This window comes from Actinomadura citrea, assembly GCF_013409045.1.
GTDB lineage: Bacteria > Actinomycetota > Actinomycetes > Streptosporangiales > Streptosporangiaceae > Spirillospora > Spirillospora citrea.
Genome location: NZ_JACCBT010000001.1, coordinates 5782867 through 5807907, shown reverse-complemented (window position 1 = coordinate 5807907; position 25041 = coordinate 5782867). Strand labels below are relative to the sequence as shown.

Below are 25041 nucleotides of genomic sequence, written 5' to 3'. Positions count from 1 at the left end.
CAGGGCGGGGCCTCCGCTCACTCCGAGCCCGGGGCCGAGCCGATCGCGGGCGGCTGCGGCGCCTCGCCCTGCACGACCGTCCCGATCGAGTTCTTCCAGACCTTCGCCCACAGGCCCGACTGCTGGATCTGCTTGAGCCAGTCGTTGACGAACTGCTTCATCTGCGCGTCGCCGTGCTTGAGGCCGATGCCGTACGGGTCGCTGGTGAACGGCTTGCCCTGGATCTGGATGGACGGGTCCTGCTTGGCGGTCGCGAGCAGCACGGCCTCGTCCTGGACGTAGGCGTCGCCGCGGCCCTGCTTGAGCGCCTGCACGCACTCGGGGTCGCTGCCGAACGTGACGATCTTCGCGTCCGGGGCGACCTTCTTGATGGCGGGGATCGCCGGGGTGTTGGCGCCCGCGATGATGGTCTTGCCCTTCAGATCGGCCGGGGCCTTGATGCCCGTCTCGTCCTTCTTCGTGGCGATGACCAGGCCGGAGCTGTAGTACGGCCCGGCGAACGCGACCTGCTTGGCACGTTCCGGAGTGATGCTGTAGGTCTGGAACACCACGTCCACGGTGCCGTTGGCCAGCAGCGCCTCGCGGGTCTCCGACGCCGAGTTGACGATCTTCACGTTGGGCTTGCCGATGATGTACTTGGCGAGCAGCCGGCCGAAGTCGGCGTCCAGCCCCTCGACCTTCTTCGTCGCCGGGTTCTGCTGGGAGAGCAGCGGCGCGTCCAGCGAGCCGCCCACGACCAGCTCACCGCGCTGCTTGATCTTCTCCATGGTGGAGCCGGCGGGCAGGTCGGCGGCGACCGGGGCCGAGGCCGCCAGGTCGTCGCCCGCGCCGCCGCCGGAGCCGGGCACCGCGGAGTCGGAGTCGCCGCCGGAGCAGGCCGCCAGGCCCGTCAGCGACAGCGCGGCCATCGCGGCCACCGCCGCCCGCCGCATCCCCGCAGGGGTACGCACCATGATCATCAACCTTTCTCGGGTGGCGCGCCATGGGCGGCGCACCGGGGTCGCACTAGTGGCTGAGGACCTTGGCCAGGAAGTCCCGGGCCCGGTCGCTGGCGGGGGAGTCGAAGAAGGCGGCCGGCGCTCCGGTCTCGACGACCTCGCCGTCCGCCATGAACACGACGCGGTCGGCGACCCGGCGGGCGAACCCCATCTCGTGGGTGACGACCACCATCGTCATGCCGTCGCGGGCGAGGCCCGTCATCACGTCGAGGACCTCGCCGACCATCTCGGGGTCGAGCGCCGAGGTCGGCTCGTCGAACAGCATCGCCTTCGGGCGCATCGCGAGCGCGCGGGCGATCGCGGCGCGCTGCTGCTGGCCGCCGGACAGCTGCGCGGGCAGCTTGCCGGCCTGCTCGCCGATGCCGACCCGGTCGAGCAGCTCGCGCGCCGTCCGCTCGGCCTCGGCGCGCGAGACGCCGCGCACCCGGGTGGGCGCGAGCGTCAGGTTCTCCAGGACGGTCTTGTGCTGGAACAGGTTGAACGACTGGAACACCATGCCCACGTCCGCCCGGAGGCGGGCGAGGGCGCGGCCCTCCTCGGGCAGCTCCTCGCCGTCGACGCGGACGACGCCGCCGTCCGGCGTCTCCAGCCGGTTCAGGCACCGGCACAGCGTCGACTTGCCCGACCCGGACGGGCCGATCACCACGACGACCTCGCCGCGGGCCACGTCCAGATCCACGTCGCGCAGGGCGGTGTGGTCGCCGAAGTGCTTGTACAGGCCGCGAACCTCGATCATTCGGTCACCTACGTCCCAACTTCCTTCGAAATCGAAGTCAAAGAGGACGATAGAGCGTCAAATCGACGTAAGTCAACGCGTTGCCGTACCAAGTTCGCGCATGCTATCTATCTGGGGTGCGTAACAGCAGAGACGACGGACCGGCGGCACTCGTGCGGCTGGTGGCGACCGGCCAGGCGGAGTCGCGGGCCGAACTCGCCCGGCTCTCCGGCCTCGCCGCCTCCAGCGTCTCGCTGCGGGTCGAGCAGCTCATCGAGGCCGGCCTGTTCGCAGAGGAGGGCGCCGGGGCCTCGCGCGGGGGCCGGCGGCCCCGTCGCCTTCGGCTCGCCCGCGAGGCGGGCGTGCACCTGGTCGCCGATCTCGGCGCGCACCACGCCCGCCTCGCGGTCGCCGACCTCGCGGGGACGCCCCTCGCCCTGTCCGACCTCGCGTGCGACATCGCCGTCGGGCCCGAGGAGACGCTGGCCGCGGTCCTGCGCAGCCTGCACGCCCTCGCCGGCGAGCACGGCCTGCGGGACGTCCCCGTCCGCGGCGTCGGCATCGGGCTTCCCGGGCCGGTCGACCCGGCGACGGGCCAGGTCGTCTCGCCCTCGCGCATGCCCGGCTGGAACGACTTCCCCGTCCGCGACTACGTGTCCGGCCGCGCCGGCGTCCCGGCCCTGGTCGAGAACGACGCCAACCTCATGGCCGTCGGCGAGCACCGCGGGTCATGGCCGGCCCTCGACAACGTGATGGTCATCAAACTCGGCAGCGGCATCGGCTGCGGCGTGATCGTCGACGGGCGGCTGCACCGGGGGCGCGGCGCCGCGGGCGACATCAGCCACGTCCGGATCCTGTCCGAGGCCACCGTCGACTGCTCCTGCGGCCATCCCGACTGCCTGGAGGCCCACGCCAGCGGCGCCGCCCTCGCCGCGTCCCTGGCCGCCCAGGGCATCGAGGCGGACAACCCGTCCCGGATCGTCGACCTCGTCACCGACGGCGTCCCCCAGGCGACCAGCGCGGTGCGCACGGCCGGGCGCCTCATCGGCGACGTGCTGACCGCGCTCGTGAACTTCTTCAACCCCGACGCGCTCGTCATCGGCGGGAGCCTGTCCAACGCCGAGCCGCTCGTCGCGACGATCCGGGGCGTCATCTACGAGCGCTGCCTGCCGCTCGCCACCCGCAACCTGGAGATCGCCACCTCCCGCGCGGGCCGCGACGCCAGCATCCTCGGCGCGGGCCACCTGCTCCTCGGTGTCGCGGACGAGTGGATCGACCGCGCCCTGGAGCGCTGAGGGCTACCCGCTCGCCGCCGCCGACAGCGCCTCGCGGGCCGTCGCCACGTCCGGCGCGATGGCGACGCGGCGCTGCAGCCCCGCCACCTCCGACACCCGGCGGACGATCCCGCGCGGCGGCAGCACCACCCACATGGGCACGCCCAGCTCGGTCGCCCGCATCTGCGACCGCGTGATGACGTTCAGCCCGTTGGAGTCGCAGAACGTGCAGCCGGTCAGGTCGAGGATCAGGGCGGGCGTCCCGGAGTCCAGGAGCCGGACGGCCTGCGCGAGGACCGCCTCGCCGTTGCTGAGGTCGACCTCGTCCGGGAACGTCAGCGTCCCGCAGGTCTCCGTGCGCTCCACGCGCCCCACTCCGAGATCCATGACTCGCCCCAAAGCCGATTTCCTCACCTGGATGACAACGGGGGGTACTTCACTGCGACTGTAAGCTCCAAAGCTGGACGAAACCTGAAAGAAAGAGTCAAGTCTAGGACCTCCCTCACCCATATCGCCGACGATCTCGTTCACCGGCGTTTGATCCCGTTTCGTCGCATTGGTGGACGCGCGCCGGAGCCGCTCGTCCTGCCGCCGTCCCGCCGTCCACTCCAGGGCCGTCCTCTTTCCCGAACCCTCCCTGACCCGACACGAGCTTGACGCTCAGGCTGTCGCCACGGATGACCCGCGCCTGGAACCCGGCCCTCATTTCCGCCGACGGCCCGGTCTGACCACCGCCCTTGTCACAACAAAGCCCTATATTTCCCCCTACGCCGGCAAGGCGTGCGGAACCGGGGGTGGACATGAGCTCGGACCCAGTCGTCATCGACGGCGGTGAGCGTTCCTGCGTGCGCCTCCTGCTCGAACTGCGCGGCCGCATCGCGGACCTGGCGCCCGGTACCGTCGTCCACCTCATCGCCGCCGACCCGGCGGCCCCCATCGACCTGCCCGCCTGGTGCCACCTGACCGGTCACGCCTACCTCGGCCCCGTGGACGGCGCGCCCACCCCCACCTACGCGCTCCGGGTGGCGGCCGACGCCCGGCCGACCTCGCCGGAATCCCCCTGGCGCCCCCGCTGACCTGCCGCGCTACCCCTCGCGTTCCGTCCGCGCCGCCGCTTTCACCGCGTTCGCCATGGTGGTGTCGCCCTGGGCCCGGTAGCCCGCGACGACGCCCGCGACGTCGGCCTCGGGGCGGTTCTGGCTCATCTTCGCCTTGGCCTCGACCCGGGTGACGCGCAGTTCCAGGCCCACGATCGCGCGCAGCTGACCGGCGACGAACGCGGGCGGGGCGTCGTCGACCGCCCAGGACGGGGCGCGGCCCCGCTCGTGGCGGTCGGTGAGGCGGCGGACCATCGACTCCACCCACGCCGGGTCGTCGTGCACGACGAGGCGGCCGTAGACGTGGGCGGTGAGGTAGTTCCACGTCGGCACCACGCGCCCGTGCTCGGCCTTGGACGCGTACCAGGACGGCGACACGTACGCGTCCGGCCCGTGGACGATCAGCAGCGCCTCCCCGTCGGCGGGCTCGCGCCACTGGTCGTTGTTGCGCGCCACATGCGCCAGCATCGCCCCGTGCTCGCCCACCGACGGGTCGTACAGGACGGGCAGGTACGTCGCGATCAGACCCCGCGGGGTGACGGTGACGAGGTCGGCCGCCCCGCAACCGGCCAGCAGCTCCCTGACCTCGGCGTCGTCCGCCGAGAAATGCGCCGGTACGTACATGGACGCGACGCTACCCCACGGCGATGTCGGCGCCGCGTGCGAAGCTGGTGGGGTGAGCGCCGATGAAGAGCGTGACGGGGTTCGGCTGACGAACCTCGACCAGCCCCTGTTCGAGGGGGCGGACGCGACGAAACGCGACCTGGTCGACTACCTGGACGCCGTCGCCGGATGCCTGGTCCCGCAACTCGCAGGCCGGCCCCTGTCGGTCAAGCGCGTGCTGCGCGGCCAGAAGCCGTTCATGCAGAAGAACACGCCGAAGTACACCCCGTCCTGGGTGCGGACGGTGGCGGTGTGGGCCGAGACCTCGCAGCGGGAGGTGTCCTACGCGCTGTGCGACGACCGCCGCACGCTGCTGTGGTTCGCGAACCAGCGCGCCGTCGAGTACCACCCGCCGCTCGTACGCGCCGACACGTGGGACAAACCCACCCATCTGGTCATCGACATCGACCCGCCCGGCTCGGACGCGTTCGGCGACGCGGTCGCCGCCGCCCACCTCGTGCGCCGCGCGATGGACGACTCGGGCCTGCGAGGCGCCGTCAAGACCAGCGGTGCCAAGGGCGTCCACGTGTTCGTGCCCCTGGACGGCGCCACGCGCATCGAGGACGTGGCCGCCGCGACCCGCGCCCTGGCCGTCCGCGCCGAGCGGCTCGACCCTGATCTGGTCACGACGGCCTTCATCCGCGAGGACCGCGGCGGCAAGGTGTTCCTCGACTCGACCCGCGCGGGCGGCGCGACGGTCATCGCCGCCTACAGCCCGCGGATCCGTCCGGGCGCGCCGGTCTCGTTCCCGGTGGCCTGGGGCGACCTCGACCGCGTGACGCCCTCGGACTTCACGCTCCGCACGGCCGCCGCCCTGCTCGCCGGACGCGACGTCTGGACGGACCTCATGCCCGAGCCGCAGGCGGTCCCCGCCGACCTCGTCGAGCAGGGCCACACGATCCCGATCGCCCGGGTCCAGGCGATGCACGAGGGCAAGCGCCGGGCCCGGGCGCGCCGCGAGGGCTAGGGGAGGCGCTCAGGAGCCGAGCACGACGGGCAGGGTCCGGTGGCCGTTGGAGATGAACGACTCGACCGGCCTCATCTCGGCCGGGTCGACGGCGAGCGCCATGTCGGGGAAGCGGCCGAAGAGCGCCGGCAGCGCGATCTCGGCCTCCAGCCGCGCCAGGTGGGAGCCGACGCAGAAGTGCACGCCGTGGCCGAACGAGATGTGCTCCTTGTTCGCCCGCCTGACGTCGAACAGGTCGGCGTCGTCGCCGTGCAGGGCGAGGTCGCGTCCCGCGGCGGCGTAGGCGGCGAGGATCGCCTCGCCCTTGCCGATCGTCACGCCGTCGACGTCGATGTCCTCCACGGCGTAGCGCAGCGGCAGGTTCGCGACCGGCGCCTGCCAGCGCAGCGCCTCCTCGATGACCTCCGTCCACGGCACCTCGCCGGACCGGACGAGCGCGTACTGGTCCGGGTGCGTCAGCAGCGCCGTGATCGCCTGGTCGAGTAGGTTCACCGTCGTCTCGTGCCCGGCGGAGATCATCAGGATCAGCGTGTCGACCAGTTCCTGCTCGCTCAGCCGCGAGCCGTCCTCGTCGCGGGAGGAGATGAGCACGCCGGCCAGGTCGTCGGCGGGCTCGCGGCGCCGGAACGCCACGAAGTCCTGCAGGATGCCGTACATCTCGGTCTGGTTGGCGAAGGCCTCCTCGGACGTCAGCGCCGTGTTGAAGACGCCGTCCACACAGCGGCGCAGCGCCGGCCGGGCCGCGACGGGGACGCCGAACAGCCGGCAGATCACCTCGATGGGCAGCGGGTAGGCGAACGCCTCGCGCAGGTCGGCGCGGCCGCCGGGGGAGGCGGCCAGATCCTCCAGGAGGGACCCGGTGATCTCCTCGACGTCCGGCCGCAGCGCCTCGGTGCGGCGCGGGGTGAACGCCCGCGAGATGATGGTGCGGAGCCGCCGGTGGTCGTCGCCGTAGGCGGTGAACATGTTCCGCACCGAGACCCACAGGCTCAGCGGCCAGTCCTCCGCGATCTCACCGTCGATCCATTTCGTCCAGTGCCGGTTCGGGTCCTTGGACACCCGCGGATCGGCCAGCAGCCGTTTGAGCTGGTCCTGGCCGGTCACCGCCCAGGCGACGACGCCGCCGGGCAGTTCCACGAGGGTCACCGGCCCCCGCGCCCGCAGTTTCGCGGCCTCTCCCTGGACGTCGCTGCCGGCCGGGTCGATGACGAGCGGGATCTCCATTGAGGTCCTCTCCAAGCGGGGATGGAACATGTCCGTAACGACATGCATGCGATGAGCGACGAAGCCAACGTAAGGGGTCGTGGCGCCATACCGCCAATTCACCTGGAAACGGACGCGTCCCGCCTGTTTCGGCCTTTCCCTAAATGGCCGCGCGGAAATCCTCAGGGCGGGTCTCGGTGTGCTGGGGATCGCCCTCGCCCCACCCGTGGCCGGGCGACACCACGTTGTCGGGCGGGGCCTCCGGCGCGGTGCCGTACAGGTAGGAGCCGAGCCCGATCAGCAGCCGCTGCACGTCCGCCTGCGGCCGGACGACCAGCCGCAGGAACTGGCTCGTGGAGCCGAGCTTGTTGCCGCACTCGCGGACGAACACCCCGTGGTGCGCGATCAGGTGGTCGCGCAGCCCGACGCCGTCCTTGCCGTCCGGCAGTTTGACCATGAGGAAGTTGCCCTGGGACGGGAAGACCTTGAGGCCCGGCAGCGACGCCAGCTGCTGCGACATCAGCAGCCGGTCGCGGGCCAGCAGCCGCAGGCTCTCCCGGTACTCGGAGCCGTGCTCGCGCAGCAGGAACACCACGAACTCGGCGAAGGAGTTGAGGTTCCATTTCGGCAGCGCCGCCCGGACGGTCCGCGCCAGCGCCGGATTCGCCACCAGGTAGCCGAACCGGACGCCGTGCAGGCCGAAGTTCTTGCCGAGGCTCTTCAGCACGATCACGTTCGGCCGGATGCGGGCCTCGTCGGCCACGCTGGTGTGCGCCTCGGTGTCGACGAAGTCCAGGAACGACTCGTCCACCACGACCAGGTCCAGGTCGATGAGGCAGTCCAGCAGCCGGACGATCTCGCGGCGCGGGACGTACCCGCCGTCGGGGTTGTTGGGGTTGCACACGACCGCGGTCCGCGAGCCCCGCGCCCGCACGAACCGCACGAAGGCGTCCACGTCGAACTCGAAGCCGAGCAGTTCGTGGAGCTGGAACATGTCGACCCGCTTGCCCGTCTCCAACGGCTGGTCCGTCCATCGGCCGAACGTCGGGATCGGCGTGGCGAGGCTCTCGCGCACGAGCAGGTGGTCGATCCAGGTGATCAGCTCCGTGGACCCGTTTCCCATGACGACCGTCTGCGGGTGGTGCCCGAGCGTTGCGCAGAGCTCGGCGGTGATCGTGTCGGCGTCGCTCGGGTAGTACTTGAGGATCTGCTCCAGCGAACCCGCGAGCTGGGAGAACATTCCCGGCGTGGGGAAGTACGGGTTGCACGGGATGCAGAAGTCGACCAGGTCCCGGCGTCCGGACGAGGCCCGCTGGAGGGCGAAGAAGGACGGGCTGTGCGCGCTCTGGCGCAGCACGCTCGGATCGATCTGGTCCGCTGGCACGCATGGGGGTACGCGCCCCTCGGCACGCCGGTTCAGCGGCGTCCGGGCGGCCCCGGCCGGCGGGTCCGGGGCCGGCCGGGCCGCGTCAGGTCGCGCCCGCGCGCCGGCCGGCGCCGGCGGCCGAGGCGAGGCCGGGCGGGGCGGCGGCGAGGGCCGCCTGGATGGCCTCGACCAGCGCCAGCGCCGACTCCTCGGTCAGCTCGACCGCGACGCGCGCGGACGGCCCCTCTCCGGCGTTGGTGAAGTCGATGTTCACGGTGTGCTCGTGGCAGGCGTGGTACGGGTGGTCGACGTAGACCGCGCCGCCGGTCAGGGTGAACCAGCCGTTCGCGCCCTTGGCCGCGCCGTCCAGCTCCATCTTCACCGTCTGGTAGGTGCACATGGGGGTCTCCTCTCAGGCGCCGAGGTGGCGGTCGAGGAAGGCGAAGATCTTCTCCCAGCCGTCCTTGGCGGCGGCGGGACGGAACGCGGGCCGCTCGACGGCGAAGAACGCGTGCCCCGCGCCGGGATAGGTGTGGAACTCGTGCTCCTTGCCGAGCCTGGTCAGCTCGGCGTCGAGCGCGGCGACCTCGTCGGGCGCGGGGAACCGGTCCTCCTCCCCGAACAGGCCGAGCAGCGGGCACGACAGGTCCGGCGCCTTCGAGACGATCGACCGGGCGGAGGTCGGGTAGTCCTCGGGCGGGTCGTTGACGACGAAGGCGCCGTAGCAGTCGACGGCCGCGTCGAGGTCCAGTTCGCACGCCGCCAGGAACGCGTGCCGCCCGCCCGAGCAGTGCCCGATCACCCCGATCCGGCCGTCGGCGTGGTCGAGCGAGTTCAGATGGGCGGCGGCGCCGGCGACGTCGCCGACGAGCTGCTCGTCCGGGACGCCGCCCCTGGCGCGTGCGGCGGCGGCCTGGTCGTCCGGGCTGACGCCCGCGCCCTCGCGCGAGTACAGGTTCGGGGCGATCGCGGCGAACCCGTGCGCGGCGAACGTCCGGACGAACTCCTTGGTGCCCGGGTCGTAGCCGGGCATGTGGTGGATCACCACGACGCCGCCGCGCGGGGCGTCGCCCAGGGGCCGCGCCAGGTACGCCTCCAGCTCGGCCTTGCCGTACCCGGTGATGGTGACCGTTCCGGCCCACATCGCGTCGCTCATGACGTCGGTGCTCCGTTCCTCGGCGGGGTGCGCGCGCACGCCGTGCTCCCGCCGGCGTGCGGACCGTGACAGTCTCACGCATACCCCACGAGGCTCAGGCGTTCAACGTCCCCGTGCCGAGCAGGCCGAACAGCAGCAGGCCGACGACGATCCGGTAGACCACGAACGAGGTGAAGCTGTGCCGGGCCACGAAGCGCAGCAGCCAGGCGATGGAGGCGTAGGCCACGATGAACGACACCGTGGTGCCCACCGCGAGGGGCAGCACGCCGGCGCCCGAGCCGAGCGCGCTCGGCAGCTCGTAGATGCCGGCGCCGGTCAGCGCGGGGATGCCGAGGAAGAACGACAGGCGGGTCGCGGCGACCCGGTCGAGGCCGAGCATGAGCCCGGTCGACATCGTCGCGCCCGACCGGGAGAAGCCGGGGAAGAGCAGGGCGAGGATCTGCGAGGAGCCGATCAGCATCGCGTCGGTGAGGGACGTGTCGTCCTCGCCGCGCTTGTGGGTGCCGAGCCGGTCCGCGGCGAACATCACGGCGCTGCCGCCGATCAGGGACCCGGCGACCACCCACAGCGAGGCGAGCGGGCCCTCGATGAGGTCCTTGGCCGCGACCCCGACGATCACGACCGGGACGGTGGCGAAGATGACCCACCAGCCGAACTTGTAGTCGTGGTGGTAGCGCTCGGACGGCCGGGCGATCCCGACGCCCCACGCCTTGACGATCCGGACGATGTCGGAGAAGAAGTACACCAGCACCGCCGCGATCGCGCCGACCTGGATCACCGCGGTGAACCCGACCACGCCCTTGTCGTCCACCGGAATGTCCATCAGGCCCTCGGTGATCTTCAGATGCCCGGTCGAGGAGACCGGGAGGAACTCGGTCAGGCCCTCCACGATCCCGAGGACGATCGCCTGCCCGACATTGATCACGCTCAAGGGCCCGGTTCCTCTCCGACCTGCGCCAGTTCGCGCCGAGCCTACTGCCGCGCCGCGGCCGGGTCCCGCGACGAGAGCGATAACTTCACTGATCGTTAACCGGGCGGACGGTCTCCGGACACGCGCAGCGTCAGATCTCCTGGGTCACGGGGCGGCGACCGCCGTGATGTCCGAGGCGGCGACCGCCGCGTGGGCGCGCCCGGTCAGGGACGGGGCCAGGGGCTTCCGGCGAGGCGCTCGATGTCGGTGTTGAAGCGCTGGAGGAAGGAGGCGAAGGCCTCGACCTCCTCCGCCGTCCAGTCCGACATGATCTTGTCGATGCCGGCGGTGATCTGGCCGCGCTCGCTGTCGAGGCGGCGCTCGCCCTCGGCGGTGATGCGGAACTTGCGGGCGATGCCGCCGGCCGGGTCGGGGATGCGCTCCACGAGGCCGTCGCGCAGCATGGCCGATGTCTGCCGGTTCAGGGTCGAGGGGTCCAGGTCGAACGCCTCGCTGAGCTGCCGGATCGACATGGGGCCCTCGATGCGGATGCGGCTGAGCAGGATGTAGGCGCTGCGCTCCAGCAGGCCCCCCTCGCGCCGGGATCGGCGGGTGGCCAGGCTGTGCCGCCCGAGCAGCATGGTCTCGTACTCGATCAGATCCGTGGGCTTGTGCATGCCGGTCCTTCTCCCGGACGCGGGCCGCCCGGGTCGCTCCTGCCTCGATGCTCGCACCCCATGCCTACCACAGCGATGTGCGCCGTACATAAGTTGTGCATCGACCATAACGTATGTATGGTGCACAAGTTAATCGACCCCACAGAAGGGATGTCACGTGGACGAGTCCGCGCCCGCCGTCCGACCCGGCGGGATCGTCGGCGTTCTCGCCGTGGGCGGCATCGTCGCCGCGTTCATGCAGACCCTCGTGGTGCCGCTGATCGCCGAGCTGCCGCGGCTGCTGCACACCACGGCGTCCAACGCGACCTGGGTGGTCACCGCGACGTTGCTGGCCTCCGCGGTCGCCATGCCCATGATCGGGCGGCTCGGCGACCTGTACGGCAAGCGCCGGATGCTGCTGGTCTGCATGGTGCCGCTCATCACCGGGTCGGTGGTCTGCGCGCTGTCCGGCTCGCTGATCCCGATGGTCGTCGGCCGGGGCATGCAGGGCGTCGGCATGGGCATGATCCCGCTCGGCATCAGCGCGCTGCGCGACCTGCTGCCGCCCGAGCGGCTGGGGTCCTCGATCGCGCTGCTGAGCTCGTCCATGGGCATCGGCGGGGCGTTCGGGCTGCCGCTCGCGGCCGTCATCGCGGAGAACACGAGCTGGCGGGTGCTGTTCTGGGGGTCGGCCGCGCTGAGCGCGCTCGTCGCCACGCTGATCTACCTGCTGGTGCCGGCCACGCCCGTCCAGACCCGGGGCCGCTTCGACGCCGTGGGGGCGGTCGGCCTCGGCACCGGCCTCGTGTGCCTGCTGCTCGGCGTCTCCAAGGGCGCCGACTGGGGCTGGGCGAGCGGCACGACCATCGGGCTGTTCGCCGCCACGGTCGTCGTCCTGCTGGCGTGGGGCTGGTGGGAGCTGCGGACCCGCGACCCGCTGGTCGACCTGCGCGTCACCGCGCGCAGCCAGGTGCTGCTCACCAACGCCGCCTCGGTCGTGATCGGGTTCTCGATGTACGCCCAGTCGCTGATCGTGCCGCAGCTGCTGCAGCTGCCGAAGGCGACCGGGTACGGGCTCGGCCAGTCGATGGTCGCCGCCGGCCTGTGGATGGTGCCGTCCGGCCTGCTGATGATGGCGGTGTCCCCGCTCGGCGCCCGGCTGTCGGCCGCCCGCGGGCCCAAGGTCACCCTGGTCGCCGGGAGCCTGGTGATCGCGCTCGGGTACGGGTCGTCCACCCTGCTCATCGGCGCCGCGTGGGGCCTGATGATCGTCACGGCGATCTGCGGCATGGGCGTCGGCCTCGCCTACGGCGCGATGCCCGCGCTCATCATGGGCGCGGTGCCGCGGTCGGAGACCGCCTCGGCCAACAGCTTCAACACGCTGATGCGCTCGGTCGGCACGTCGGTGTCGGCGGCCGTGGTCGGGGTCGTGCTGTCCCAGCTGACCATCGACCTCGGCGGGCACGTGCTGCCGTCCGAGGACGGCTTCCGCGCCGGCCTGCTGATCGGCTGCGGCGTGGCCCTGATCGCCGGGGTCATCGCGCTGGCCATCCCCGGGCGCGGGCGCTCGGTCACCGCCGCGGCCGATCAGGCCGCCCCGGCGGAGGAGCGCGCCGGGTCGAAGGCCTGACGCCGGTCAGCCCCGCGCCGGGGACTCGCGCCGCAGGAGGTAGGTGTCCATGATCCAACCCTTGCGGGCGCGGGCCTCGGCGCGCACGGCGCGGATCTCCTCGGCCACCTCCGCGACCGGGCCGGAGACGAGGATCTCGTCGGGCGTGCCGAGGTAGGCGCCCCAGTAGACGTGGTAGCCGTCGCCCGCCTCGGCGAACGCGCAGTGCGCGTCCAGCATGACGAGCACGTCGTCGGCGGTGGCGCCCTCGGCGGCGAGGCGGCGTCCGGTGGTGATGTGGACGGGGCGTCCCACCCGCGTGAGCCCGACGCGGTGCCGCGCGGTGAGCGCCGAGACGCTGCTGATGCCGGGGATCACCTCGCACTCGAACGCGGCGCCGACCTCCTCCAGCGCCGCGAGGGTGCTGTCGTAGACGCCGGGGTCCCCCCAGACGAGGATCGCGCCGGTCTGCCCGTCGGCCAGTTCGCCGGTGACGAAGGACTCGTAGATGCGCGCGCGCCGCGACCGCCAGTCCTCGACGGCGGCGGTGTAGGCGGCGGCGTCCCGGTCGCGCTCGGGGTCGCGGGCCTCCACGATCCGGTACGGGTGCCGGCCGTGCGCCGCGATGAGGTCGTGCCGCAGCCCGGCCAGGTCGTTCTTGGCCTCGCCCTTGTCCACGACGAGGAAGACGTCGGCGGCGGCGATCGCCTTGGCCGCCTGGAACGTCAGGTGGTCGGGGTCGCCCGCGCCGATGCCGATGATCAAAAGCCGCTTCACCTGGCCAAGTGTGCCAGCTGTAGACTTGGCGCCGCATTTCGCTCAAGGAGGCCAGTGGACGCGCGTGTCATCACCGTCGTGGGCGTCGGAGCCGACGGGTGGGACGGCCTCGCGGAGGGCTCCCGCGCGGCGCTGCGGGCGGCCGGCGTGCTGCTCGGGGGCGCCCGGCACCTCGCCCTCGTCCCGGACGGCCCCGCCGAGCGCGTGCCCTGGCCGTCCCCGCTGCTCCCCGCGCTGCCCGGCCTGATCGAACGGTACGAGGGGCGGTCGATCGCCGTCCTGGCGAGCGGCGACCCCATGTTCTACGGGATCGGCTCCACCCTCGCCGAGCTGGTCGGCCCGCGGCGGCTGCGGGTGCTGCCGCACCCGTCGTCGGCGTCGCTGGCGTGCGCGCGCCTCGGCTGGCCGCTGGAGCGGGTCGAGGTCGTCAGCCTCGTCGGGCGTCCGGCGGAGACGCTGAACGCCGCCGTCGCGCCCGGCCGCCGCGTCCTGGTCCTCGGCGCGGGGCGGCAGGCCCCGGCGGTCGTGGCGGCGCTGCTCACCGGGCGCGGGTTCGGCCCCAGCCGGATGACCGTCCTGTGCGACCTGGGGGCGGAGAACGAGACGGCGGCGCACGGCGTCGCGTCCCACTGGACCGACCCCGCGGCCTCGGCGCTCGCGGTCGTGGCCGTCGAGTGCGTGCCCGGCCCGGACGCCGCCCCGCTGCCGCGCGTCGCCGGTCTGCCCGACGACTCCTTCGAGCACGACGGGCAGATCACCAAGCGCGAGGTCCGGGCGGTGACGCTGTCGCGCCTCGGGCCGCTGCCCGGCGAGCTGCTGTGGGACGTCGGCGCCGGGTCCGGCAGCGTCGCGATCGAGTGGGCGCGGGCGCACCCGTCGTGCGCGGCGGTGGCCGTCGAGAGCCGCCCGGAGCGGGCGGAGCGGATCGGCCGCAACGCCGGGGCGCTCGGGGTCCCGGGCGTCCGCGTCGTGGAGGGCCGCGCGCCGGACGCCCTGGAGGGCCTCCCGCCGCCTGACGCGGTCTTCGTCGGCGGCGGGCTCACCGTCCCCGGCCTGCTGGAACGCTGCTGGGACGCGCTCCGGCCCGGCGGGCGCCTCGTCGCCAACGCCGTCACCCTCGAATCGGAGGCCAGGGTCGCCGAGCTCCGCCGGACCCACGGCGGCGAACTGGTCCGCCTCGGTGTCGAGCGCGCCGCCCCGCTCGGCGGGTTCACGGGCTGGCGCCCCGCGATGCCCGTCACCGTCTGGACGACGCGGAAGGACATCCTGTGACGGTGTACTTCGTCGGCGCGGGCCCCGGCGCCGCGGACCTCATCACCGTGCGCGGCCTGCGGGTGCTGGAGGCCGCGCCGGTCTGCCTGTACGCGGGGTCGCTGGTGCCGGCCGAGCTGCTGGAGGCGTGCCCGCCCGGCGCCCGGCTCGTCGACACCGCGAACATGACGCTGGACGGGATCGTCGCCGAGCTGACCGCCGCCCACGGGGACGGCCTGGACGTCGCGCGGCTGCACTCGGGCGACCCGTCGGTGTTCAGCGCGGTCGCCGAGCAGATGCGCCGCCTCGACGCGGCGGGCGTGCCGTACGAGGTCGTCCCCGGCGTCCCGGCGTTCGCGGCCGCGGCGGCCTCGCTCGGGCGGGAGCTGACCGTCCCCGGCGTCGGCCAGACCGTGATCCTGACCCGGACGGCCGTCCGCGCCACCCCGATGCCGGACGGCGAGGACCTCGCCACCCTCGGCGCGAGCGGCGCCACGATGGTGCTGCACCTGGCCGTCCAGCGCATCGAGGAGGTCGCCGCCGAGCTGCTGCCCCGCTACGGCGCGGACTGCCCGGTCGCCGTCGTGGCCCGCGCCAGCCGCCCGGACGAGCTGGTCCTGCGCGGCACCCTCGCCGACATCGCCGCCCTGGTGCGCGAGGCCGGAGTGCGGCGCACCGCGGTGATCGTCGTCGGGCGCGTCCTCACCGCGTCGGCGTTCCCCGACAGCCACCTCTACAGCGCCGGGCGGGACCGGGCGTGCGGCGCGTCCTGATCCTCGGCGGGACGGCCGAGGCCCGCGCGCTCGCGGCCCGGCTGACCGGTGTGCACGTCGTCTCCTCGCTAGCCGGGAGGGTGTCCGACCCGCGCCTGCCCGCCGGCGAGGTCCACATCGGCGGGTTCGGCGGCGCCGAAGGGCTCGCCACCTGGCTGCGCGAGCACCGGATCGACCGTCTCGTCGACGCGACGCACCCGTTCGCGGAGCGGATGAGCGCCTCCGCCGCGCGCGCGTCCCGGCTGACGGGCGTGCCGCTGCTCGCGCTGCGCCGCCCCGGCTGGGTCGAGGAGGACGGCGACGACTGGCGGCGCGTCCCGTCCCTGCCGGCCGCCGCCGCCGCGCTGCCGGACGGCGCCCGCGCGTTCCTCACCACCGGCCGCCGCAGCATCCCGGTGTTCGCCGCGCGGACCGGTGTGTGGTTCCTCGCCCGGTCGGTGGACCCGCCGGAGCCGCCCGTCCCGTCCCACGTGCACGTCCTGCTGGCGCGCGGCCCCTACACCGTGGGCGGCGAGCGCGCCCTGATCCGCGAGCACCGCCTGGACGTCCTGGTCACCAAGGACAGCGGCGGCGCGATGACCCGCGCGAAGCTCACCGCCGCCCGCGAGGCCGGGGTGCCGGTCGTGATGGTCGACCGCCCGGCCCTCCCCGGGAGCGTCCGGGCGACGGACGACGTGGCGGCCGCGGCGGCCTGGGCTCAGGGGTAGCGGCGCGGGGTGTAGACGACGCCCCGCTCTGTCACCCGGGTGGCGGACGACCCGACGATGAGCAGGCAGCGCATGTCGACCCGCTCGGGGTCCAGCTTGCCGAGCGTCGTCACCGTCACGGTCTCCTCCGGCCCGCCGACGTCCCGCCCGATCACCACCGGGGTCTCGGGGGAGCGGTGCTCGAGCAGCAGGTCGCGCGCCGCCGGGAGCTGGTGCCTGCGCCGGCTCGACGAGGGGTTGTAGAGGGCCAGCACCAGGTCGGCCTCGGCGGCGGCCGCGAGCCGCCGCCGCACCACGTCCCACGGCTTGAGGATGTCCGACAGCGACAGGACGCAGAAGTCGTGCCCGAGGGGCGCGCCCGCCCGGGCGGCCACGGCCTGCGCCGCCGTCAGGCCCGGCACGACCTGCACCGGCACGTCCGCGAACGCGTCCGCGTCCGCGGCCTCCAGCACGGCCGTCGCCATCGCGAACACCCCGGGATCGCCGGACGAGACGACGGCGACGCGGGCCCCGTCCCGCGCGAGCGCCAGCGCGTGCCGGGCCCGGTCGGCCTCCACCCGGTTGCCGGACCCGTGCCGCCGCTGCCTCGGGTTCGGCGGCACCCGGTCCAGGTAGGGGCCGTAGCCGACGAGGTCGGTCGCGGACGCCAGGACGTCCTGCGCCTCCGGGGTCAGCCACGGCCGCCCCGCCGGGCCGAGCCCGACGACCCACACCCCGCCGGCCCCTTCCGGCCGTACCGGGGGAGGAGCCGTGAACGAGCGCTCCGCCGGGCTCGTCAGCAGCGCGAGCGACATGTAGGGCACGTCCGCCGGATCGACGTCGGCGAGCGGGAGGACGCGCTGCCGGTCGGTGGCGGCCCGCTCGACGTACCAGCCGTCGCCGAGCCGTCCCGCGTCCTCGAAGGCCTGCCTGACCTTGGGGAACGTCCGGCCGAGCTTGAGGACCGCCGCCGCGTCCGCGGTGCGCAGGCGCGCGGCCAGCTCCTCGCCGGGCAGCGTCCCCGGCAGGACGGTCAGCGTCTCCTCCCGCTCGACCAGCGGGCGCCCCGCCGCCGCCGACGCGGCGCTCAGCGACGTCACGCCCGGCACCACCTCGGCCGGGTAGTGCGGCGCGAGCCGCTTGTGCAGGTGCATGTACGACCCGTAGAACAGGGGATCGCCCTCGCTCAGCACCACGACCGTCCGCCCCGCGTCGAGGTGCGCGGCGAGCCGGGCGGCGCAGTCGGCGTAGAAGTCCTCCAGCGCCCCCTGGTAACCGCCGGGGTGGTCGGTCGTCTCCGTCGTCACCGGGTAGACGAGCTGCTCCTCGATCCGTCCGTCCCGCAGGTACGGTTCGGCGATCGCCCGGGCGATGCTGCGGCCGTGCCGCGCGCAGTGGAAGGCGACCACGTCCGCCTCGCCGATCAGCCGCGCCGCCTTCACCGTGACCAGCTCCGGGTCGCCGGGCCCGACGCCCACGCCGAACAGCCGTCCCGCCATCACTCCGCCTCACTGGCGATGGCGTTGACCGCCGCCGCCGTCATCGCGCTGCCGCCGCGCCGCCCGCGCACCACCAGATGGTCCAGGCCGCTCGCGGCGAGCGCCTCCTTGGACTCGGCCGCCCCGATGAACCCGACCGGGATCCCGAGGACCGCCGCCGGGCGCGGCGCGCCCTCCTCCACCAGTTCCATCAGCCGGAACAGCGCGGTCGGCGCGTTCCCGATCGCGACGACCGCGCCGCCGAGCCGGTCGCGCCACAGCTCCAGCGCCGCCGCGCTGCGCGTGGTGCCGAGCCGCTCGGCCAGCTCGGGCACGCCCGGGTCGCCCAGGGCGCACACGACCTCGTTGCCGGCGGGCAGCCGCGCGCGGGTCACGCCGGACGCGACCATCCGCGCGTCGCACAGCACCGGCGCGCCGGCCAGCAGCGCCGCCCGCGCCCGCGCCACCACCCCCGGCGACCAGGCGAGATCCTCGACGAGGTCGGTCATGCCGCAGGCATGGATCATGCGGACCGCGACCCGCGCCACATCGTCCGGCAGTCCCGACAGGTCGGCCTCCGCGCGGATCGTCGCGAACGACCGCCGGTAGATCTCGGCGCCGTCCCGGACGTAATCGGTCACTGCCGTCCCTCCGCCGTCCTCAGCACGACCGGGCCGCGGGGCATCCCGCAGCGCCGCTCGCATCCCGTCCAGTGGACGGGGGTCTCCGGCGCGCGGGCCAGGCCGTCCACGAAGCGCCGCGCCTCGCCCTGCACGTCGCCGCGCGACTTGGCGCATCCGGGGCTGCCGGTGCAGGCCGTCACGCCCACCCACGGCGACGCGAAATCGGTCGCGAAGCCCGCCGCCGCAAGCGCCGCGGCCGCACGGCGCGCCCCGTCCCGGTCCAGGTCCACCAGCACCACGCTGCGCCACGGCGTCACCCGCACCCCGTGCGCGACTCCGGCGAGCGCCTCGGCCTGCGCGCCGGACAGCCGGCCGAGCGGGGGCACGACCTCCAGCGCGGCGAGCCCGTCCCGCTGCGCGACGATCCCGGCGTGCGGCGGAGCGGGGTCGGGGCGCGGCGGCGTCTCCCGCACGGCCGCCCCCAGCCGCTCCGCGACGAGCCGCGCGCCGTCCGGCACCTCCGCGAGCCTCCAGGCGTCGCCCCGGATCTCCAGGAACGCCTCCGCCGCCGCGAGCAGCGCCGCGACGGGGTCGCCCGGGACGGGTTCGAGGGACGTCCCGGCCAGCCGCAGGCCGCGGGCGGTGTGGGCCGCGTCGGCGTCCAGCGCGGCCATGTCGCCGGTGCCGTCGTCGAGCGCGAACAGGAAACGCCCCGGCAGGCGGGCCAGATCCGGACGCGCGCAGAGCCCCTCGTCCAGCGCCCTGACCAGCGGGTCCGTGGCGATGACGCCGCGCGGACCGCGCCCGCCGAGCGGGGACGCGACGATGTTGCGCACCCGCTCGTGGGTCGCCGAGGGCAGCAGCCCGGCGGCCTCCAGCCGGGCCGCGAGGGCCGCGGTGTCGCGGACGCCGCGCACCTGGAGGTTGCCGCGGGACGTGAGTTCGATCACGTCCCGCCCCAGCTCGCGGGCGGCGGCGCCGAGCACCGCGAGCTGCGCGGCGGACACCGCGCCGCCAGGGACGCGGACGCGCGCCAGCGGCCCGTCGGCGGCGTCGTGGGTGCGCAGTGCCCCGGGGCACGCGTCGGCACGGGCTCTGACATTCGGCACGGGGAGGATGTTAACCACAGTTTGCAGGGCGACCGCGCTGCCGTACTCTTCTGCTCAGACGATGGCAATGGGAGGAAGCCGGTGCGAATCCGGCGCGGTCCCGCCACTGTGACCGGGGAGCGAACCCCGCTGTAGGCCACTGTCCGCAGGGACGGGAAGGCCGGGGCGAGCATCGATCCGGGAGCCAGGAGACTCCTGCCGTCGCGACACCCGCGACCGGGGCGAGGACCCCAGGGGGAGGATGCGCCGTGCCCGAGCACAGCCGCACGGTCCTGTTGCTGTCGACGTCCGACACCGACCTGCTGAGCGCCCGCGCTTCCGGCGCCGCCTACCGGCTCGGCAACCCGGCGCGGCTCACCGCCGCCGACCTGCCCGAGCTGACCGAGGGCGCCGACCTCGTCGTGGTGCGGCTGCTCGGCGGGCGGCGCGCCTGGGAGGACGGTCTCGACGCGCTGCTCGCGGGCCCCCGGCCGGTCGTCGTCCTCGGCGGCGAGCAGGCCCCCGACGCCGAACTGATGGAGCTGTCCACGGTCAGCGGCGGGGTGTGCGCCGAGGCGCACGCCTACCTCGCGCACGGCGGTCCCGCCAACCTCGCCGAGCTGCACGCGTTCCTGTCCGACACCGTGCTGCTGACCGGGCGCGGCTTCGCGCCGCCGGCCCCGACGCCGACCTGGGGACGGCTCGACCGGGCCGCCCGCGACGGCGATGGGCCCGTGGTCGGCGTGCTCTACTACCGCGCCCACCACGTGGCGGGCAACACCGCGTTCGTCGAGGCGCTCTGCGCGGCCGTGGAGGACGCGGGCGGGCGCGCCATGCCGGTGTTCTGCTCGTCGCTGCGCACCGCCGAGCCCGAGCTGCTGGACACCCTGCGCCAGGCGGACGCGCTGGTGGTGACCGTGCTCGCGGCGGGCGGGTCACGGCCCGCGACGGCCGGGGCGGGCGGCGACGACGAGGCGTGGGACGTGGGCGCCCTCGCCGCGCTGGACGTCCCGATCCTGCAGGGCCTCTGCCTCACCACGAGCCGGTCCGACTGGGAGGGCGGCGACGAAGGGCTGTCCCCGCTGGACGCGGCGTCGCAGGTCGCGATCCCCGAGTTCGACGGGCGGATCATCACCGTCCCGTTCTCGTTCAAGGAGGTCGACCGGGACGGGCTCACCGTCTACGCCGCCGACCCCGAACGGGCCGCGCGGGTCGCCGGGATCGCCGTCCGGCACGGCCGGCTCCGCCACACCCCGGCCGCCGGGCGCCGCCTCGTCGTGATGTTGTCGGCCTACCCGACCAAGCACGCCCGCGTCGGGAACGCCGTCGGCCTCGACACCCCGGCGAGCACCGTCCGGCTGCTGGCCCGGCTCCGGGACGCCGGGTACGACCTGGGGGAGGGCTTTCCCGGCGTCGACGAGCAGGACGGCGACGCCCTCGTCCACGCCCTCATCGCGGCGGGTGGCCAGGACGAGGACTGGCTCACCGAGGAGCAGCTCGCCGGCAACCCCGTCCGTATCTCCGCCTCGTCCTACGAGCGCTGGTACCGCACCCTGCCCGCCGATCTGCGCGAGGGGATGGAGCGGCACTGGGGCCCGCCGCCGGGGGAGTTGTTCGTCCAGGACGGCGACATCGTCCTCGCCGCGCTCCGCGCGGGCAACCTCGTCGTCATGGTGCAGCCGCCGCGCGGCTTCGGGCAGAACCCCATCGCGATCTACCACGACCCCGACCTGCCGCCGAGCCACCACTACCTGGCGGCGTACCGGTGGCTGTCGGACGAGTTCGGCGCGCACGCGATCGTCCACGTCGGCAAGCACGGCAACCTGGAGTGGCTGCCCGGCAAGGCGGCGGGCATGTCGGCGTCGTGCGGCACCGACGCGGCGCTCGGCGACGTCCCGCTGATCTACCCGTTCCTCGTCAACGACCCCGGCGAGGGCACGCAGGCCAAGCGCCGCGCGCACGCCGTCCTCGTGGACCACATGGTCCCGCCGATGGCCCGTGCCGAGACCTACGGCGACATCGCCCGCCTCGAACAGCTCCTCGACGAGCACGCGACGATCGCCGCGATGGACCCGGCGAAGCTGCCCGCGATCCGCGCGCAGATCTGGACGCTCATCCAGGCCGCCAGGCTCGACCACGACCTCGGCCTGGACGACCGCCCGCACGACACCGAGTTCGACGACTTCCTCCTGCACGTCGACGGCTGGCTGTGCGAGGTGAAGGACGCGCAGATCCGCGACGGCCTGCACGTCCTCGGCCAGGCGCCCACCGGCGCGGTCCGCGTCGACCTGGTGCTGGCCATGCTCCGCGCACGCCAGATGTGGTCGGGGCGCGAGACGCTGCCCGGCCTGCGGGAGGCGCTCGGGCTCAGCGAGGCCGGCGGCGAGGCGCTCGCCGACGTGGACGCCGCCGAGGCCGCGGCCCGCGCCCTCGTCCAGGCCATGGAGGACGCCGGCTGGGCCGTGGGCGCGGCCCGGGAGACCGCCCGGGACGTTCCGGCGGAGCGCCGCGAAGCCGTGACGCGCGTCCTGGAGTTCGCCGCCGCCGAGATCGTCCCGCGCCTGGCCCGGACGTCCGACGAGCTCGACCACGTCCTGCACGCCCTGGACGGCGGCTATGTCCCGGCGGGCCCGAGCGGGTCGCCGCTGCGCGGCCTCGTCAACGTCCTGCCGACCGGTCGCAACTTCTACTCGGTCGACCCGCGCGCCGTCCCGAGCCGCCTCGCCTGGGAGACCGGGCAGGCGATGGCCGACTCGCTCCTGGAGCGCTACCGCGCCGACCACGGGGAGTGGCCGCGCTCGGTCGGGCTGTCGGTGTGGGGGACGAGCGCGATGCGCACGGCGGGCGACGACGTGGCCGAGGTCCTCGCGCTGCTCGGCGTCCGCCCGGCCTGGGACGAGGCGTCCCGCCGCGTCACGGCGCTGGAGCCGGTGCCGCTCGCCGAGCTCGCCCGGCCGCGCATCGACGTGACCGTCCGCATCAGCGGCTTCTTCCGGGACGCGTTCCCGCACGTCGTCGCCATGCTGGACGACGCCGTCCGGCTCGTCGCGGGGCTGGAGGAGCCCGACGCCGACAATCACGTCCGCGCCCACGTGCGGTCCGACCGGGAGCGGCACGGCGACGAGCGCCGCGCGACCCTGCGCGTGTTCGGGTCCGCGCCCGGCGCCTACGGGGCCGGGCTGCTGCCGCTCATCGACAGCCGCAACTGGCGTGACGACGCCGACCTCGCCGAGGTGTACGCGGTGTGGGGCGGCCACGCCTACGGCCGCGACCTCGACGGGGTGCCCGCCCGCGCCGACATGGAGAGCGCCTACCGGCGGATCGCCGTCGCCGCCAAGAACGTCGACACCCGCGAGCACGACATCGCCGACTCCGACGACTACTTCCAGTACCACGGCGGCATGATCGCCACCGTCCGCGCGCTGACCGGCCGGGCCCCGGAGGCCTACGTCGGCGACAGCACCCGCCCGGACGCCGTGCGCACCCGCACCCTCTCGGAGGAGACCGCGCGGATCTTCCGGGCCCGCGTCGTGAACCCGCAGTGGCTGGCCGCCATGCGCCGGCACGGCTACAAGGGCGCGTTCGAGCTGGCCGCGACCGTGGACTACCTGTTCGGCTACGACGCCACCACCGGCGTAATGGCCGACTGGATGTACGACCGGATCACCGCCGCCTACGTCCTGGACGAGGAGAACCGCGCGTTCATGGCGGAGTCGAACCCGTGGGCGCTGCACGGCATCGCCGAGCGGCTGCTGGAGGCGGCCGAGCGCGGCATGTGGGAGCACCCAGACCCCGAGGTTCTCCGGGGCCTCCAGGAGGTCTACCTCAAGACGGAGGGCGACCTCGAGGACGACACCAGCCGCTGAGCGGCCTCCGGGGACCCCGCCCAGTGAAGGTGCAGGTAGGAGGCGGTGATCCGGGCGTCGCCGTAACCGTCGCGGCCGTCCCGCCACCGGAACAGCGGCCCGGCCTCGGTGTCCAGCGCGGTCCGGTGGAACTCGTGGCCGCGGAACCGCTCGCCCGGCCGGGTCAGCGGGGACTCCGCCACCGCGACCGCCTCCCGGTAGCCGAGCGTCAGCCGGGACGTCATCCGCGCGCGCCCCGGCACCCGTCCGCACATCGCCCGCCCGTCGAGTTCCTCGCACAGGTAGAGGAGCCCGGCGCATTCGGCGGCGATCGGTCCGGGGAACGCCGCGACCTCGGCGAGCATCGGCGCGTTGGCGGCCAGTTCGGCGGCGTGCACCTCCGGGAAGCCGCCGCCGACGACGAGCGCAGCCGCCCCGTCCGGCAGGGCCTCGTCCCGCAGCGGGTCGAAGACGGCCACGTCGGCGCCCGCCGCGCGCAGCAGCTCCACGTGCTCGGCATAGGAGAAGGTGAACGCCGCCCCGCCCGCGACCGCGACCACCGGCCCGCCCTCGACCGGCGCGACCTGGTCGGACGGATCCCACGCGGGCCCCGGCAGCGGCGGAGCGGTGGCCGCCAGGCGAAGCACGGCGTCCAGGTCGCAGGAGCGCTCCACCAGCGCGCCGAGCCGCTCCACGGCCCGGACGGCCTCCGCTCCGCGCTCGGCCGCCGGGATCAGCCCGAGGTGGCGGGACGGGGTCACGACCGCGTCGTCCCGCCGGATCGCGCCGAGCACCGGCACGCCCGTCGCCTCCAGCGCACCGCGGCACAGCTCCTCGTGCCGCTCCGAACCGACCCGGTTGAGGATGACGCCGCCGATCCGCACGCCCGGCTCGAACGTCGCGAAACCGTGCACGAGCGCCGCCACCGACCGGCTCTGCCGCGCGGCGTCCACGACCAGTACCACCGGCGCCGCGAGCAGGTGCGCGACGTGCGCCGTGGAGGCGAACCCCGTGTCCCCGCGCCCGTCGAACAGGCCCATCACGCCCTCGACCACCGCCACGTCGCACCCGGCGGCGCCGTGCAGGAACAGCGGCGCCACCCGTTCCTCGCCCGCCAGCCACGGGTCGAGGTTGCGGCCGGGCCGTCCCGCCGCGAGCGCGTGGTAGCCGGGGTCGATGTAGTCGGGGCCGACCTTGTGCGGGGACACGGCGAGGCCGCGCGCCCGCAGCGCCGCGATCAGCCCGGTCGCCACGGTCGTCTTGCCGCTGCCGGACGCCGGAGCCGCGACGACCAGCCGGGGGATCACCACTCGATGCCCCGCTGCCCCTTCTGCCCGGCGTCCATCGGGTGCCGGACCTTGCCCATCTCCGTCACCAGGTCGGCGGCCTCGATCAGCCGGTCGGGCGCGTCCCGGCCGGTGACGACGACGTGCTGGGACCCGGGACGCGCGGTGAGGGTCTCGACCACGTCGTCCAGGTCGAGCCAGCCCCACTTGAGCGGGTAGGTGAACTCGTCGAGCACATAGAAACGGTGGCTCTCGGCGGCCAGGTCCCGCTTGATCTGCGCCCAGCCCTCGCGGGCGTCGGCCGCGTGGTCCTCCTCGGTGCCGGGGCGCTGGATCCACGACCAGCCCTCGCCCATCTTGTGCCAGGCGACCGGGCCGCCCTCGCCGCTCTCCCCGAGCACGCGCAGCGCCCGCTCCTCGCCGATGCGCCACTTCGCCGACTTCACGAACTGGAACACCCCGACCGGCCAGCCCTGGTTCCAGGCCCGCAGCGCCATCCCGAACGCCGCCGTCGACTTCCCCTTGCCGGGACCGGTGTGGACGATCAGCAGCGGCCGGTTGCGGCGCTGCCGGGTGGTGAGGCCGTCGTCGGGGACGGACTCGGGCTTTCCCTGGGGCAT

The 25041-nt window shown here is 74.2% G+C and carries 24 protein-coding genes and 1 riboswitch; of the genes, 8 read left to right on the top strand and 16 right to left on the bottom strand.

The window, feature by feature from the left end; translation table 11 throughout:
• Positions 1 to 17: 17 nt before the first annotated feature.
• The gene (locus BJ999_RS27030; RefSeq protein ID WP_229810400.1) at positions 18 to 953 is read right to left on the bottom strand and encodes a glutamate ABC transporter substrate-binding protein; all 936 of its coding nucleotides are present in this window, start codon (positions 951 to 953) and stop codon (positions 18 to 20) included.
• Positions 954 to 1005: 52 nt separating this feature from the next.
• On the bottom strand, positions 1006 to 1734 hold the full coding sequence (locus BJ999_RS27025; RefSeq protein WP_179835872.1) for an amino acid ABC transporter ATP-binding protein: 729 nt from the start codon (positions 1732 to 1734) through the stop codon (positions 1006 to 1008).
• Between the two features lie 116 nt (positions 1735 to 1850).
• Here BJ999_RS27025 and BJ999_RS27020 point away from each other — a divergent pair, with 116 nt between their 5' ends.
• Positions 1851 to 3008, top strand: coding sequence for an ROK family protein (locus BJ999_RS27020; protein WP_229810399.1), 1158 nt, complete (start codon positions 1851 to 1853; stop codon positions 3006 to 3008).
• A gap of 3 nt (positions 3009 to 3011) precedes the next feature.
• On the opposite strand, the gene BJ999_RS27015 is transcribed toward BJ999_RS27020, so the two are convergent.
• Entirely contained in the window at positions 3012 to 3374 is a 363-nt protein-coding gene (locus BJ999_RS27015; RefSeq protein ID WP_179835871.1) for an STAS domain-containing protein, read from the bottom strand.
• Between the two features lie 413 nt (positions 3375 to 3787).
• Between BJ999_RS27015 and BJ999_RS27010 the strand changes: the two genes are divergently transcribed.
• On the top strand, positions 3788 to 4063 hold the full coding sequence (locus tag BJ999_RS27010; protein WP_179835870.1) for a sulfurtransferase TusA family protein: 276 nt from the start codon (positions 3788 to 3790) through the stop codon (positions 4061 to 4063).
• 9 nt (positions 4064 to 4072) lie between these two features.
• On the opposite strand, the gene BJ999_RS27005 is transcribed toward BJ999_RS27010, so the two are convergent.
• Positions 4073 to 4708 (bottom strand): FMN-binding negative transcriptional regulator, encoded by a 636-nt coding sequence (locus BJ999_RS27005; RefSeq protein ID WP_179835869.1) that lies wholly within the window; start codon positions 4706 to 4708, stop codon positions 4073 to 4075.
• Positions 4709 to 4760: 52 nt separating this feature from the next.
• Here BJ999_RS27005 and ligD point away from each other — a divergent pair, with 52 nt between their 5' ends.
• Positions 4761 to 5714: a non-homologous end-joining DNA ligase gene (gene ligD, locus BJ999_RS27000; protein WP_179835868.1), complete on the top strand. Its 954-nt coding sequence runs from the start codon at positions 4761 to 4763 to the stop codon at positions 5712 to 5714.
• Positions 5715 to 5723: 9 nt separating this feature from the next.
• On the opposite strand, the gene BJ999_RS26995 is transcribed toward ligD, so the two are convergent.
• The 6 genes from BJ999_RS26995 to BJ999_RS26970 form a co-directional block, all read right to left on the bottom strand.
• Positions 5724 to 6953 carry a cytochrome P450 family protein gene (locus BJ999_RS26995; protein ID WP_229810398.1) on the bottom strand — a complete coding sequence of 410 codons (1230 nt, stop codon included), beginning with the start codon at positions 6951 to 6953 and terminating at the stop codon, positions 5724 to 5726.
• 124 nt (positions 6954 to 7077) lie between these two features.
• The gene (locus BJ999_RS26990) at positions 7078 to 8301 is read right to left on the bottom strand and encodes a pyridoxal phosphate-dependent aminotransferase (RefSeq protein WP_218935253.1); all 1224 of its coding nucleotides are present in this window, start codon (positions 8299 to 8301) and stop codon (positions 7078 to 7080) included.
• Between the two features lie 85 nt (positions 8302 to 8386).
• Positions 8387 to 8683 (bottom strand): DUF6295 family protein, encoded by a 297-nt coding sequence (locus BJ999_RS26985; protein WP_179835867.1) that lies wholly within the window; start codon positions 8681 to 8683, stop codon positions 8387 to 8389.
• 12 nt (positions 8684 to 8695) lie between these two features.
• Positions 8696 to 9478 (bottom strand): dienelactone hydrolase family protein, encoded by a 783-nt coding sequence (locus BJ999_RS26980; protein ID WP_229810397.1) that lies wholly within the window; start codon positions 9476 to 9478, stop codon positions 8696 to 8698.
• Between the two features lie 55 nt (positions 9479 to 9533).
• Positions 9534 to 10364, bottom strand: a complete 831-nt coding sequence (locus tag BJ999_RS26975; protein ID WP_229810410.1) for an undecaprenyl-diphosphate phosphatase — start codon at positions 10362 to 10364, stop codon at positions 9534 to 9536.
• A 209-nt stretch (positions 10365 to 10573) separates the two neighbouring features.
• Positions 10574 to 11026, bottom strand: a complete 453-nt coding sequence (locus BJ999_RS26970) for a MarR family winged helix-turn-helix transcriptional regulator (protein ID WP_179835865.1) — start codon at positions 11024 to 11026, stop codon at positions 10574 to 10576.
• A gap of 157 nt (positions 11027 to 11183) precedes the next feature.
• On the opposite strand from BJ999_RS26970, the gene BJ999_RS26965 reads away from it, so the two are divergent.
• The gene (locus BJ999_RS26965) at positions 11184 to 12635 is read left to right on the top strand and encodes an MFS transporter (RefSeq protein ID WP_179835864.1); all 1452 of its coding nucleotides are present in this window, start codon (positions 11184 to 11186) and stop codon (positions 12633 to 12635) included.
• 6 nt (positions 12636 to 12641) lie between these two features.
• On the opposite strand, the gene cobF is transcribed toward BJ999_RS26965, so the two are convergent.
• Complete coding sequence (gene cobF, locus BJ999_RS26960) at positions 12642 to 13391, bottom strand: precorrin-6A synthase (deacetylating) (RefSeq protein ID WP_179835863.1); 750 nt, start codon at positions 13389 to 13391, stop codon at positions 12642 to 12644.
• Between the two features lie 54 nt (positions 13392 to 13445).
• Here cobF and cbiE point away from each other — a divergent pair, with 54 nt between their 5' ends.
• From cbiE to BJ999_RS26945, 3 genes are read left to right on the top strand one after another with little or no spacing between them, the layout of a single operon-like run.
• Entirely contained in the window at positions 13446 to 14663 is a 1218-nt protein-coding gene (gene cbiE / locus BJ999_RS26955) for a precorrin-6y C5,15-methyltransferase (decarboxylating) subunit CbiE (protein ID WP_179835862.1), read from the top strand.
• Entirely contained in the window at positions 14660 to 15415 is a 756-nt protein-coding gene (gene cobM / locus BJ999_RS26950; RefSeq protein ID WP_179835861.1) for a precorrin-4 C(11)-methyltransferase, read from the top strand. Before cbiE ends, cobM begins: the two co-directional genes overlap by 4 nt.
• The gene (locus BJ999_RS26945) at positions 15400 to 16122 is read left to right on the top strand and encodes a cobalt-precorrin-6A reductase (protein WP_179835860.1); all 723 of its coding nucleotides are present in this window, start codon (positions 15400 to 15402) and stop codon (positions 16120 to 16122) included. The genes cobM and BJ999_RS26945 overlap by 16 nt, the downstream gene beginning before the upstream one ends.
• Here the strand turns inward: BJ999_RS26945 and BJ999_RS26940 are convergent.
• Genes BJ999_RS26940 through BJ999_RS26930 form a run of 3 tightly spaced genes read right to left on the bottom strand, consistent with a single transcriptional unit; the run spans position 16113 to position 19311 of the window.
• Positions 16113 to 17600, bottom strand: coding sequence for a precorrin-2 C(20)-methyltransferase (locus tag BJ999_RS26940; RefSeq protein ID WP_179835859.1), 1488 nt, complete (start codon positions 17598 to 17600; stop codon positions 16113 to 16115). The genes BJ999_RS26945 and BJ999_RS26940 overlap by 10 nt on opposite strands.
• Positions 17600 to 18220: a precorrin-8X methylmutase gene (locus tag BJ999_RS26935; protein WP_229810396.1), complete on the bottom strand. Its 621-nt coding sequence runs from the start codon at positions 18218 to 18220 to the stop codon at positions 17600 to 17602. Before BJ999_RS26935 ends, BJ999_RS26940 begins: the two co-directional genes overlap by 1 nt.
• On the bottom strand, positions 18217 to 19311 hold the full coding sequence (locus BJ999_RS26930; protein ID WP_179835857.1) for a precorrin-3B synthase: 1095 nt from the start codon (positions 19309 to 19311) through the stop codon (positions 18217 to 18219). The genes BJ999_RS26935 and BJ999_RS26930 overlap by 4 nt, the downstream gene beginning before the upstream one ends.
• Positions 19312 to 19382: 71 nt before the next feature.
• Positions 19383 to 19506, top strand: a riboswitch (cobalamin riboswitch).
• A 53-nt stretch (positions 19507 to 19559) separates the two neighbouring features.
• On the opposite strand from BJ999_RS26930, the gene cobN reads away from it, so the two are divergent.
• On the top strand, positions 19560 to 23156 hold the full coding sequence (cobN, locus tag BJ999_RS26925) for a cobaltochelatase subunit CobN (RefSeq protein ID WP_179835856.1): 3597 nt from the start codon (positions 19560 to 19562) through the stop codon (positions 23154 to 23156).
• Here cobN and BJ999_RS26920 read toward each other — a convergent pair.
• Together BJ999_RS26920 and cobO are read right to left on the bottom strand one after the other, a co-directional pair.
• Positions 23111 to 24442 (bottom strand): cobyrinic acid a,c-diamide synthase CobB, encoded by a 1332-nt coding sequence (locus BJ999_RS26920; RefSeq protein ID WP_229810409.1) that lies wholly within the window; start codon positions 24440 to 24442, stop codon positions 23111 to 23113. The genes cobN and BJ999_RS26920 overlap by 46 nt on opposite strands.
• Positions 24439 to 25041: a cob(I)yrinic acid a,c-diamide adenosyltransferase gene (gene cobO, locus BJ999_RS26915; RefSeq protein ID WP_179835855.1), complete on the bottom strand. Its 603-nt coding sequence runs from the start codon at positions 25039 to 25041 to the stop codon at positions 24439 to 24441. The genes BJ999_RS26920 and cobO overlap by 4 nt, the downstream gene beginning before the upstream one ends.

Excerpts from the sequence above, each read along its gene's own strand:
- BJ999_RS27025 (WP_179835872.1), bottom strand. The coding sequence starts at position 1,734 with ATGATCGAGGTTCGCGGCCTGTACAAGCACTTCGGCGACCACACCGCC.
- BJ999_RS27005 (WP_179835869.1), bottom strand. The coding sequence starts at position 4,708 with ATGTACGTACCGGCGCATTTCTCGGCGGACGACGCCGAGGTCAGGGAG.
- BJ999_RS26940 (WP_179835859.1), bottom strand. The coding sequence starts at position 17,600 with ATGGCGGGACGGCTGTTCGGCGTGGGCGTCGGGCCCGGCGACCCGGAG.
- cobO (WP_179835855.1), bottom strand. The coding sequence starts at position 25,041 with ATGCCCCAGGGAAAGCCCGAGTCCGTCCCCGACGACGGCCTCACCACC.
- BJ999_RS26985 (WP_179835867.1), bottom strand. The coding sequence starts at position 8,683 with ATGTGCACCTACCAGACGGTGAAGATGGAGCTGGACGGCGCGGCCAAG.
- BJ999_RS27015 (WP_179835871.1), bottom strand. The coding sequence starts at position 3,374 with ATGGATCTCGGAGTGGGGCGCGTGGAGCGCACGGAGACCTGCGGGACG.
- BJ999_RS27010 (WP_179835870.1), top strand. The coding sequence starts at position 3,788 with ATGAGCTCGGACCCAGTCGTCATCGACGGCGGTGAGCGTTCCTGCGTG.
- BJ999_RS26970 (WP_179835865.1), bottom strand. The coding sequence starts at position 11,026 with ATGCACAAGCCCACGGATCTGATCGAGTACGAGACCATGCTGCTCGGG.
- BJ999_RS27030 (WP_229810400.1), bottom strand. The coding sequence starts at position 953 with ATGGTGCGTACCCCTGCGGGGATGCGGCGGGCGGCGGTGGCCGCGATG.